This window comes from Streptomyces glaucescens (assembly GCF_002154375.1).
Classification (GTDB): Bacteria; Actinomycetota; Actinomycetes; order Streptomycetales; family Streptomycetaceae; genus Streptomyces; species Streptomyces glaucescens.
The window spans coordinates 1-10,317 of sequence record NZ_MUND01000128.1; the positions used below are offsets into that span (position 1 = coordinate 1).

Annotated in this window: 12 protein-coding genes and 1 tRNA gene; 7 read left to right on the plus strand and 6 right to left on the minus strand. The window is 66.7% G+C overall.

From position 1 onward, the window contains the following. The coding region (locus tag CCN42_RS09500) for a S1C family serine protease (protein WP_143661882.1) at positions 1 to 363 on the plus strand (363 nt) is incomplete at its 5' end. Between the two features lie 69 nt (positions 364 to 432). On the opposite strand, the gene CCN42_RS09505 is transcribed toward CCN42_RS09500, so the two are convergent. The 3 genes from CCN42_RS09505 to CCN42_RS09515 are packed head-to-tail and all read right to left on the minus strand — an operon-like array spanning position 433 to position 3,822. Beyond that, complete coding sequence (locus CCN42_RS09505) at positions 433 to 945, minus strand: hypothetical protein (RefSeq protein WP_086734533.1); 513 nt, start codon at positions 943 to 945, stop codon at positions 433 to 435. 56 nt (positions 946 to 1,001) lie between these two features. Next, entirely contained in the window at positions 1,002 to 3,329 is a 2,328-nt protein-coding gene (locus tag CCN42_RS09510; RefSeq protein WP_086734535.1) for a DUF6571 family protein, read from the minus strand. A gap of 16 nt (positions 3,330 to 3,345) precedes the next feature. Then, complete coding sequence (locus CCN42_RS09515; protein WP_086734537.1) at positions 3,346 to 3,822, minus strand: hypothetical protein; 477 nt, start codon at positions 3,820 to 3,822, stop codon at positions 3,346 to 3,348. A 226-nt stretch (positions 3,823 to 4,048) separates the two neighbouring features. Between CCN42_RS09515 and CCN42_RS09520 the strand changes: the two genes are divergently transcribed. Next, positions 4,049 to 4,133, plus strand: a tRNA-Ser gene (locus tag CCN42_RS09520). Between the two features lie 580 nt (positions 4,134 to 4,713). Here the strand turns inward: CCN42_RS09520 and CCN42_RS42065 are convergent. The 3 genes from CCN42_RS42065 to CCN42_RS09530 form a co-directional block, all read right to left on the minus strand. Then, entirely contained in the window at positions 4,714 to 5,274 is a 561-nt protein-coding gene (locus tag CCN42_RS42065; RefSeq protein ID WP_143661883.1) for a hypothetical protein, read from the minus strand. 511 nt (positions 5,275 to 5,785) lie between these two features. Next, positions 5,786 to 6,451: a YdcF family protein gene (locus CCN42_RS09525; protein WP_086734539.1), complete on the minus strand. Its 666-nt coding sequence runs from the start codon at positions 6,449 to 6,451 to the stop codon at positions 5,786 to 5,788. Then, on the minus strand, positions 6,448 to 7,242 hold the full coding sequence (locus tag CCN42_RS09530) for a GntR family transcriptional regulator (RefSeq protein WP_086734541.1): 795 nt from the start codon (positions 7,240 to 7,242) through the stop codon (positions 6,448 to 6,450). The genes CCN42_RS09525 and CCN42_RS09530 overlap by 4 nt, the downstream gene beginning before the upstream one ends. Before the next feature lie 160 nt (positions 7,243 to 7,402). On the opposite strand from CCN42_RS09530, the gene CCN42_RS09535 reads away from it, so the two are divergent. The 5 genes from CCN42_RS09535 (at position 7,403) to CCN42_RS09555 (ending at position 10,226) form a co-directional block, all read left to right on the plus strand. Further along, positions 7,403 to 7,732, plus strand: a complete 330-nt coding sequence (locus CCN42_RS09535) for an SCO3933 family regulatory protein (protein ID WP_086734543.1) — start codon at positions 7,403 to 7,405, stop codon at positions 7,730 to 7,732. Positions 7,733 to 7,734: 2 nt separating this feature from the next. After that, on the plus strand, positions 7,735 to 9,075 hold the full coding sequence (locus tag CCN42_RS09540; protein ID WP_086734545.1) for an FtsK/SpoIIIE domain-containing protein: 1,341 nt from the start codon (positions 7,735 to 7,737) through the stop codon (positions 9,073 to 9,075). 78 nt (positions 9,076 to 9,153) lie between these two features. After that, positions 9,154 to 9,831 (plus strand): DUF2637 domain-containing protein, encoded by a 678-nt coding sequence (locus CCN42_RS09545; RefSeq protein ID WP_086734547.1) that lies wholly within the window; start codon positions 9,154 to 9,156, stop codon positions 9,829 to 9,831. 19 nt (positions 9,832 to 9,850) lie between these two features. Continuing rightward, the gene (locus CCN42_RS09550; RefSeq protein WP_086734549.1) at positions 9,851 to 10,033 is read left to right on the plus strand and encodes a hypothetical protein; all 183 of its coding nucleotides are present in this window, start codon (positions 9,851 to 9,853) and stop codon (positions 10,031 to 10,033) included. 4 nt (positions 10,034 to 10,037) lie between these two features. Further along, a complete protein-coding gene (locus CCN42_RS09555; RefSeq protein ID WP_086734551.1) occupies positions 10,038 to 10,226 on the plus strand; it encodes a mobile element transfer protein in 189 nt (62 codons plus the stop codon). The last annotated feature ends 91 nt before the right edge of the window (positions 10,227 to 10,317 follow it).

Consider the following 10,317-nt stretch of genomic DNA (forward strand, 5'->3'; position numbering starts at 1 on the left):
TTCGCCATCCCGATCAACCAGGCGAAGTACGTCGCCCAGGAACTGATCAAGAACGGCAAGCCCGTCTACGCGAAGATCGGCGCCTCCGTCTCCCTGGAGGACGGCACCGACGGCGCGAAGATCACCGACACCGGCGCGGGCGGCTCCGACCCGGTCGAGGCGGGCGGCCCCGCCGACAAGGCCGGCCTGAAGCCCGGCGACGTGATCACCAAGCTCGACGACAGGGTGATCGACAGCGGCCCCACCCTGATCGGCGAGATCTGGACCCACAAGCCCGGCGACAAGGTCACCATCACCTACGAGCGCGACGGCAAGACCCGCACGGTCGAACTGACCCTGGGCAGCCGCGTGGGCGACAGCTGACCCCCACCGATCACAAGGGGCGCCCCTCTCATCGGGGGGCGCCCCTTGTGCATGCGTGCTGTCGCAGCCTCAGGGCCGACAGCCGAGCTTCTTCTTATAGGCGTCGAAGTAGGCCGGGCCGAGCTTCTCCAGTTGCGCTTGCGAATCGCGGTTCCATCTCAGGTCGTTGACCTGCACCGATACCGCGTCACCTTTCTCGCTGACCCCTGGGCATGGAATCACAGTTGCCACCCCGAAGTTCCATGAGGCATATTTGCCCCTCTCGAAGTAGCGCAGACCCTTGACGTCGTAGGTTTCGAACAGATCGCGCAGCTCGTATCCACTCTCGCGCCAGGTAGCGTCACTGACCACGGAGTCGTTCCCGTCCACGTACATGTGGCAGAACTGGCCTTCTTCGAGGGTGAAATAACCGGAATCCTGTTCCAGCATGTCACCATCGTCGAGCAGATTTTCCAGTACCTCTCTGTCGGCGGGAATACCACAAATGTTGTCCGGGACCGGATAAGAAAGACCCTGATCATCCGAGGAGCCACAGGCGGTAAGCATCGTCACGAGGAAAGCAGTGGCGACCAGTCTCTGCACCCGCGCATGTGACCCCTGCCTTCTCAATGGCTGATGGGTCGAGCTTTGGAGGTTTCTCACGTTCCGTCTCCCGAGGAATTCCACTGAGCGCCATCGGTATGACTAAGACCGGCTGCAGTTCGAACACCTCGTTCGATGTCCTCCCTGGTCCTCTGGTCGATGCCTGCATGGTGGGTGAAATAGCTGACTACAGCTGCCGCTGAGGCTTCCACCACAGCTTTCCGCCCCTTCGTGTACTCCCTGCCCGCATCATGTTCGGCCTCATCCGTGGTGTCCTGCGAAACGCTCTTCACCACATTCTCCGACACATCCTCAGCCAGCCAGTTGATTGGTTCTCCCACCACGGAGAAAGGAGCTGGGATAGCTGACGTGCCCAGGCCCACAATACGGTTGACCCACTTTGCATTGTCGGCCACCGCCTCGTTGTACTCCTTGTTCGAAGCGGTGTGGTAGTCGTAGATCGCGTCGGCCCGGGCGTTGCTCATGACTCCCGCAATGGCCGCACCTGGCGCGACCAGGTCGCCGACGCGCGCGCTGTCCTCAGCTGTGAGGCCCTTCCCCTCCGTATCCAGGAAATTGTGGACAACGTTCGTGGTGTATGCCTGCTGCGCAGCAGTGATGGCGCTGTACGCGTTCGGATCCTGCCCGACCAGTCCGAGGAACTTCATGGCATTTCCGGAGTCGAGGTTGGCCGCCGCGCCATTGACCGGGAAAACCTTGCTCTCGGCGCCTTCCAGATACATGGAGCGCTGGAAGTCCCCCATGTAATCCGCCGAGATGTGCCCGAGGCTGTCCCGCAACGCGTAGAGCGGCCCGGTCTTCTCCTCCTCCAGGTCCCCGTTCAGGTTGTGCGTCAGCAGGTCCGGATGCGCCGAGAACTTCTCCACGATGTCGTGGACCAGCTTGGCCTGCGCCTCGGTGTGCTTGATCGAGGGGTCAGCGATGTCGCTGTCGTACGGGCGCCCTGTGGTCGCGGCCTCCAGCGCGTGGCCGAGGGCGTCGGGCCCGAAGTTGAGGGCCTTCTTCGTGCCTTCCTCATCCGCCAGGACGTTGTGGGCGTTCGTGTCGATCGTCCACTCGAAATCCTTGTCCGTGAAGAGATCGAGGTAGGACTTGAAGTCCGTCTTCTCCCCGGACTTGATCGTGCCGTCCTCGTTGTATGCCGTGGGCGGCTGCGTGAAGAACTGCTCCGCGGCCTCGGGACTGTGTCCGAGGGCCTCCAGCACGCTGTTCAGCGGTTCATTGCCGGTGCCGAGCTTCCCGGAGGGATTGAATCCATAGCCGTCGTCGCTGCCGGCGGGCTTGTTCGCCAGGAAGCGGCGCGGATCGTCCTGGTGCAGCTGGGTGACGTGCTCCGCGATGGGGGTGAGGAACGCGGGGTCGTAGTTGCCGTAGCGGAGCAGGCCGCCCAGCACTTGGTATCCGTAGGGCCGGTTCATCATGCCGCGCTCCCACTCGATCTCCTGGGTGCCCAGCTTGCGGAACTCCGCGCCCCACCAGGAGGGCAGATGCTGCCGGTCTCCCTTGATGCTCTGGGGGGTGTAGGGATCCGTGGCGTTGGCCAAAGCATGGCCCATGTACTTCTGAAGATCCTGTACCCCGGCCAGCCGCGTCTTCGTCGCGCCCTCGCCGGTCCCGTCGTTCGACATGGCACCGTAGAACTCGAGGGTCTGCCTGGGCCCGCCCAGCCCCTGGAAGAACTCGGTCGCGAACTCCCCGTCCTCCTCGCGTCCGTTGTGGCGCAGCAGCCGGTTGAGTTCCGCGAGTTCCCGGTCGGTCATGGTCTCGCGCTTCTCAGCCAGTTCCAGGGCCCGTTCGACCTGCGCGTCGTTGAGCGAGTCGTACTTCGCGTGACCGGCGTTGTACGGGTCGTTTCCGTGGGTGCGCGACAGTGCCATCTTGGTGGAGATGTCGATGTCGTTGGCGTGGGCGATCTTCCCTGTGATCGAGTCGGCGTAGCGCTGCCGCTCCTCCAGGTTCTTGTCGTCCTTCGGGTCCGCGCCCGGCATGGCATGGGCGTCGACGCTCACCGTGCCGTCTCCGTTGTCCCGGACGGTGTAGCCCTTGTCCTTGGCCTCCGCGGTGAGGGTTCGCACCCCCTTCTGCAGCGCCTCCAGTTCACGGTGTGCGTCATCCAGGACCTTGTGAATGCCGTTGGCCTCCACGTGGAGATCCGCGATCTCCTTGGCCGTCTTGCTGACGAACTGCCGAGTGACGCCCGCGTTCACGCCTTCCCAGCGCGCCCGGTCGGACTTCTTCTGGAGCCCGTCACGTGCGTCGGACTCGAGCTGCTTCAGGTTGTCGACCGCCTTCTTCCAGTCGGAGACCGCCGAGCCCAGCTTGCCGAGGTCGACCTGCATGAGGTCGTGGTAGGTGAGGGACATCTCCGAGCTCCCTGTGCTACTTGAAGTACTTGTCGAGCTCGGAGGCGGGCACTGCCGAGCCGTCCCGCCTCATGATCGCGGCGGCGATCTCGGCGTCGTCGTTGGCGTGCAGCTTCTTGCTGAAGTCGAGGTGGTTCGAGATGTGGGCGCAGGCCTGGCGGACCGCCTTCACCTGCCCCTCCCAGATCGTCAGCGTCGTCATGAGTTCGTCGCCCATGACGAAGTTCGACTTGGAGAGTTCCGCCGCCGCCTGGTGCGTTGAGCCGGCGTGGTCGCCGTTCATGCCTGCACCGGCGATGTCGACCTTCTTGACCAGCTCACTGTGCAGGACGAAGGCGTCGTGTCCTACAGCGCCGAGATCGTCCTGCTGCACGACCAGGTCGGCTTTGCCACCGGAACCCGGCCCTTGCGCGGGCGCCTGGTTCAGCCGCATCTGCGTCGGCCGGGAGTCGGCGGCCTGAGCCTTCAACTGCTCCCATTCGTCCCACGCCATGGGTTCGCTCCCCCCGTTGCCGTCAGTCGGTGATCGTCCTGGTTCGCTCTGGAGTGTGCGCCAGAGAGGTTATCGCGGCCGCGACCGGCCGACGGATCCGAGACAGACGGACGCCATGGCGAGCGGAGAAGTGCCGGCGGGCGCCGTTGCGGGCAGCGCCCGGGCTGCCGCCCCCATGATCCGTCCGATCCCGGTACGCTGTACCCGCTCCGCCCCTGGCGGACGAGGTGGGTTGCCCGAGCGGCCTAAGGGAACGGTCTTGAAAACCGTCGTGGCGCAAGTCACCGTGGGTTCAAATCCCACACCCACCGCGCAGCGAGACGGCCTCTGACCAGGCGATACGGTCAGGGGCCGTCGTGTTGCGCAGTGTCCGCTGATGACCGTGACTTCCCGCGGCTTACCCCTAGATCGGGCACGGAGGGGGCACAGGCACCTTGGACTGTATGCCGGGGTCCGGTGGGGCCTACTCAGGACGCCGTTCGCGCGCCACGCTCGTACGACCACCCCGCGAGCCGCCTCTTACTCCCACCGGTTCGGCATACGCCTCGGGTGCCCCCGGGGCACCTGTTGTCGGGGCGCCTCGACTCTACGGGCAACGTCGCGAACGAGCCTCATCTTTATCAGGTCGATCAACGGGCGTTTGTGACGTCGGTCAACCGGCCGCAGTCCGTTAGTGCCGGTCCATGAAGGTTCGGCCTCGACCGCTGCTGTTCGGACCCGTTGGTGTCAGGCGTTGGTGTCATCCGTCAGAGGCGGACTTGACGCGAGAGGGGCAGGGTGTCTAGGGCTGGAACCCTGTCGTGCAACCGTTCGGCCTTTGAGCAGTCTCCCTGGGACACGACGGCGGGCATGGTCACACTGTGAACAAAGTGTCCGACTGCTGTCGGTCGGTCATCGGTCAGTGCCGTCGCGATCGAGTGCTTGTTGGGCCAGCTTGCTGAACTCACGGATGTTACGCGAGAGTCGCTGCATATTTTCCTTGGCTGCGTTTCTGAATGTTTGGATCTGTGCCCTCGCGGAGGGGACCCTGGACAAGGCCGAGATGACCTTGGAGTGACGAACCAGGTCGTCAGCAGCATCCGCGATGGCGCCAGCGGGTTCAAGAACAGACTCCGGGCCTACGAGCGAAACTTCCAGCCATGCATTTCGTAGCGTCGTATAGAGATTGTCCGCTTCGGTGCAGAAGGCCTGGTCTGGAGGAGGGACCCGGTCGTCGTATTCGTCCGGCAACGCCACGCCGACTCTGGTGATCAAGTGTTCTCGTAGTGTGGTGGCGGCTGCGAGAAATGCCTTGTAGGCGATCTCTCGTGACTCCCCCCGCTTGAGAAGGTGCGCTGATCGAGCTGTGATCTTGGCCTGGCGCTGGGCAGCCCACCCGGTTGACAGGCCAGCCATTGTCGTCCCGATCGCCCCAGCAACTGCTCCAAGTACTGCCGCAAGTCCTGCATCCATGGGTGGCAGTCTGTCCGACCGACGATGGTGTCGTGCCAAGAACCTCAACCCTCTACTCGCCCCAGCTCCCATCCCGTCCGCCGTCGACCCACACACCGTGGAGCGGGCGTGGTTCAGGGGCGTCAAGGTGGAGCGCGCCACTGTACGAACGACCTTGACGCCCCTGGGCCGCGTCTGCTCGGCTCTGCCTGGGTCGACGGCGGACGGGATGGGAGCACTCCACGCACGCCACTACGTGCCCGCGGTCGGCGACGGCGCCCCCCGCCATCCCGGTGCCGGCCGATCCCCCGCCGGAGGCATTGCCTTGACCGCGGGCCGCTCTATGCGGTGATCGACTCATGGCCACCGGTCCTATCCACACGTGGGCGCGCGCGGCGCAGCGCGGGCGGAGCGGGCCGAAGGCAGGAGCGGCGTCCGCAGCGGAGCCGGGAAGCGCGCCCGGCGGAGCGGAGCGCAGCCGGGTGCCTTGATGAGGTAGAGAAACCTGTAACAGCTTTCGCTCTGGCCCGGGTCAAGCCGAATGCGCGTCGGTGGTCAGGAGTCGGCTCGTGAATCCGGCTTGGCACAGGCGCTCGTATGCCTCGAGTACGTCGGCGGGTAGCGGTTGGCTGATCATGAATCCCTGCTCCGGGTAGATCATCAGTCGCTGAAGCGCGCCGACCAGCATGTCGATCACTAGGCGGGCGTCGCCGATGGAGTCGACGTACTCGTCGAGTGTCATCGGAGTGGAAGCGCTGACGACCTCGACTTCGGGCCAGAGCTTGCATGCAGTGGCGTACGCTCGCCGCTCCTCGTACGGCTTGCTGATCAGGAGCACCGAGGACACCTCGATCCCCCTCTTCTCCAGCAGCTCTCGTGAGAAACGGATATTCTCGCCCGTGTTGCGGGCGCGCGGCTCCACGAGAACGGCCGCGCTGGGGACACCAAGTTCCATTGCCCGTTCCTGGTAGTGGACAGCTTCACCGCGGGGCATGCGTTCCCGTGTCGTGGGGCTGGTGGCGCCGGTGAACAGGAGCAGCGGGGCCATACCGCGCTTGTACAGGTCCACTGCGATGTCAGCCACGCCCAGGTCGTGGCTACCGAGTCCGATGGCAACCGAGCACGGCCGGGGCGAGTGGCCCATCTGGTGGTATTCCCACACGCGCCGGGCGTCTGCCCAATCCTGTTTCGTGATCACTGCTGACCTTCCCCGTCCTTCGCCGAGTCGGGCACCTTGAAGTCGTACTCCCACGCGAAGCGCGATGCCGCGTGCACTCCGATGGCGAACTCCACGACAGTGCCGTCGGCGGTGTAGGTCGTCCGATGCAGCTCTACGACCGGTTCGCCCGGCGGTAGCTGGAGTTGCTTCACCTCGTCCGGGGTGGCGGCACGGGCGAACAGTCGCTCCCTCATGTGATCGATCTCGTAACCCGCGTCGTACAGCACGCGAAATCCGCCGCCCCGGCCGGCGGGTCCCGGGGTGGGGTCCACCAGTCGCGTGCCTTCCACATGCTCGGGCCGGTAGTAGCTGGTCAGCGTGTGCGTCGGCTGATCGCCTTCCTTCACCAGACGCGCGCGGGCGTAGACCTCGGCGCCCTCCGGTAGTCCATGTGCGGCTGCCACCTCCGGTGGCGCCACGACGCGACTGACCGTCTGGGTCTGCTCGTTCCGGCGATACCCGCGTCCGGAAGCCACGCGGTCCGCGATGAAGGCGACCTCGTCACCGTCCCGCCACTTGACCTTGTCGTAGCGGGCGATACCCAAGCGCTTGAGGGGAACGCGCTGACGCACGACGGTGCCGTGCCCGCGCGACGAGGTGACCAGGCCTTCGGCTTCCAGCGCCTTGTAGGCGGCATGCACGGTGGCCTTGGAGCCTTCGCCTGCCTCGACAAGCTCTCTGATGTGCGGCAGTCGCTGGCCAGGGGCGTAGTCACCCCTTTTGATCTGCTCGGCCAGCTTGTCTGCCAGCTCTCGCCACTTGGGCGCCATCTCGAACCCCTCTCGACGAGACCTAGTGAAACATAGTCCTAGGACTGTTGACAGTCCTAGGACTGCGATGCACTATCTCTCTCAACGGCTCGCAGTCCTAGGACAGCGGGGCTTACGCGTCCCTATTGGGCTGCTCCGACATCAACACTGGGAGTAACTGATGGCGTCCTTCAAGATCGACCTGTCGACCGCTGTGGTCTTCGTGGCGACCGCGCCGGAACCGAAGATGGCGAACAAGAAGACCGGAGAGCGGGCCCTTGACCGGGAGACCGGCGCGAGCCTGTCAACCGTGGGCCTGCTGGTCTCGGACGAGGGGGAGGGGAACCTCTACCAGGTGACCGTCCCGGAGACGGGCTACCCGGAGGGCCTGACGCCGGGCATGCCGGTCAAGGTGATCGGCCTCAAGGCGCGGGACTGGGAGAACGAGTTCAACGGCCAGAAGCGGCATGGGATCTCGTTCCGTGCGGTCGCGATCACCCCGGCGGCCTGACCATGGCCGACGTGACGATGTGGCTGGAGGCCACGGGAGCCTTAGCCGGTGCTGGCGGGCTCGGTTACGCCAGGTTCCGCGCTCCGCGTGTGTACTGGTCGCTGGTCGGGGCGCCGCTCACCTGGGGCCGGGTCGCCCTCACCTATCGTTCCACGATGGACGTGTGCGGTCTGACGGTGCAGCCGTCCGGCCTGCGGGCGTTCGTCACTCGCAACGTCGCCCGCCGTGAGGTACAGCCGGTACCGCCGAGGATCCGCCGGGTCCGCCCCACTTCGACCGGCCTGCGGGTCACCCTGCGCCTGCCCGCTGGTCTGGAACCGGCGGACGTGATGGCCTCCTCGGAACGGCTCCGTCACGCGTGGGGTGTGCACTCGGTGACCGTGGTGGCGACCAAGCCCGGATGCGTTGAGCTGCGCATGACCGGCTACGACGTGCTGCGCCGGGTGCGGATGCCGCGCAAGGCACGGCCCCGCGACATGGTGGTGCCGGTCGCACTGCGGGAGGACGGGACCGCCTTCGAGCGGGACTACCGCAAAGCCCCCATGGCCCTCACCCTGGGCGCCAACCACTCCGGCAAGTCGATGTACCAACGTTCCCTGATCAAGGGACTCGCACAGCTTCCTGTCGCGCTGGTGGGCATCGACTGCAAGCGCGGGGTGGAACAGACCGCCTTCGCACCCCGCCTGTCGGCCCTGGTCACCACACCGGATGAAGCCGCGTCGCTGCTGGATGTGCTGGTGGCGGAGATGGAAGACCGCTTCGACCTGCTGAGCCTGCACGGAGCCTCCGACATCTGGGAACTCTCCGAGGCGATACGCCCGGTGCCGGTCGTGGTCCTGGTCGACGAGGTCGCCGAACTGTTCCTGATCTCCTCGCGCAAGGACGAGGAACGCCGGGAACGGATTGTCACCGCGTTGATCCGCCTCGCGCAGATGGCCCGCGCGGTTGGCATCTACCTGGAGATCTGTGCCCAGCGCTTCGGCTCCGAACTGGGCAAGGGCGCCACCATGCTCCGCGCCCAGCTCACCGGCCGCGTGGTGCACCGGGTCAACGACAAGCAGACCGCCGAAATGGGCCTCGCCGACGTGGCCCCGGACGCGGTCCCGGCCGCCAGCCTGATCCCGATGGAGCGCCCCGGTACGGCTGTGGCGGCCGATTCCACGGGCGGCTGGTCGAAGATCCGCACTCCGCACACCTCCCGCGACGACGTGATCGCCGCCTGCCGCACCTTCGCCCACCTGGTGCCGGACCTTCCCGCGCTGGAGCCCTTCCGCCCCTTCGTGCCCGCCGAAGCGCCGGCGCCCGGCCCGTCGCTGGTCAAGCCCCGACCGGTCACCGACTGACACCCCGCTGGACCAGGGGCGGCATGCCCCGCGCTCCGTCCCTGACCGGCCCGACTTCCCTTCGAAGGGAGGTAACCCATGCCCCGCTCAATCCGCCCGGACGCCGTACTCGTCCAGGCCGTCATCGCCGGTGCCCTGTCCTTCGCCCACCTGCACGACCTGGCCGCAGCAGCCGGACAGACCGGCTGGAAAGCCTGGGCCTACCCCGTCTCCGTCGACCTGCTGCTGGTCGCCGCCTGGCGACGGCTGCGCACGGCCCGCCGCGACCGCTCGGCCTGGACCTGGTTCGTCATCGCCCTGGCCGCCTCGCTCGGCGCGAACGTCGCCACCGCCGGACTCCTCGACCTGGCCCACGTGCCCGCCTGGCTGCGCATCCTCGTCGCCGGTTGGCCCGCCCTGGCCTTCCTCGGCGGAACCCTCCTCGTCCACAGCCCCACCACCCTGGTGGAACCTGCACGACCTGTGAACGACGAACCGGCCGCGCCAGAAGTCGAGACACACCGCGTCGACACCACGTCCGAGCCGGACCCCGCACCCACCGTGCCTGAACTGGACCCGGCCCCGGCTCCGACGCCATCGCAGTCCGCGCCCGCGGCTCCTCCGGTCCCGGCCGCGCTGCTGGACCACGCCCGCAAGATCGCCGACGCCCACCAGGCATCCACCGGCACGCCGATGCCCGCCAACGCACTTTCGGCTCGGCTCGGCCTGCCCGCCCCGATGGCCGACGCCATCGCCGCTCAGCTCCAACTCACCTGACCGGGGAGGACTACAGCTCATGCCCCAGACCTTCGACCGCGCCGCCGACTACATCGACGCGGCCCGTGAGATGGCCGCCGCCGGCCGTCCGGCCCTGGCCCGGCTGCTCGCCGAGGAGGCCGCCGACCGAACTCCGGACGCCGACACCGCCGCCCGCATCCTCGCCGAGTTCCCCGGCCCCAGCCTCCGACAGGAGGGCTGACCTCATGGCCGTCTACCGCCGCTTCCGCGACCGCATCCGCATCGGCCCCGTCCAGGTCGCCACGTACTACGACGGCCGGGGCCGCGACAAGCACACCGCCGCCTGCACCGCCCCCGGCTGCGGCTTCTCCGCCGACTACGCGGACCGCTCCGCCGCCGAACTCGCCGCCCGCACCCACCGCTGCAAGGCCTAGGAGACCCCCGCCATGAACGTCCCGCTCTGGCTCGCGCTCCTCGTCGTCGGCTACCTCGGCATCAAGCTCGTCCGCCCGCCCTGGTGGCTCG

Bases quoted from the DNA above. Each gene is read 5' to 3' on its own strand.
- CCN42_RS09510 (WP_086734535.1), bottom strand. From the start codon at position 3,329: ATGTCCCTCACCTACCACGACCTCATGCAGGTCGACCTCGGCAAGCTG.
- CCN42_RS09515 (WP_086734537.1), bottom strand. From the start codon at position 3,822: ATGGCGTGGGACGAATGGGAGCAGTTGAAGGCTCAGGCCGCCGACTCC.
- CCN42_RS42065 (WP_143661883.1), bottom strand. From the start codon at position 5,274: ATGGATGCAGGACTTGCGGCAGTACTTGGAGCAGTTGCTGGGGCGATC.
- CCN42_RS09530 (WP_086734541.1), bottom strand. From the start codon at position 7,242: ATGGCGCCCAAGTGGCGAGAGCTGGCAGACAAGCTGGCCGAGCAGATC.
- CCN42_RS09535 (WP_086734543.1), top strand. From the start codon at position 7,403: ATGGCGTCCTTCAAGATCGACCTGTCGACCGCTGTGGTCTTCGTGGCG.
- CCN42_RS09540 (WP_086734545.1), top strand. From the start codon at position 7,735: ATGGCCGACGTGACGATGTGGCTGGAGGCCACGGGAGCCTTAGCCGGT.
- CCN42_RS09545 (WP_086734547.1), top strand. From the start codon at position 9,154: ATGCCCCGCTCAATCCGCCCGGACGCCGTACTCGTCCAGGCCGTCATC.
- CCN42_RS09550 (WP_086734549.1), top strand. From the start codon at position 9,851: ATGCCCCAGACCTTCGACCGCGCCGCCGACTACATCGACGCGGCCCGT.
- CCN42_RS09555 (WP_086734551.1), top strand. From the start codon at position 10,038: ATGGCCGTCTACCGCCGCTTCCGCGACCGCATCCGCATCGGCCCCGTC.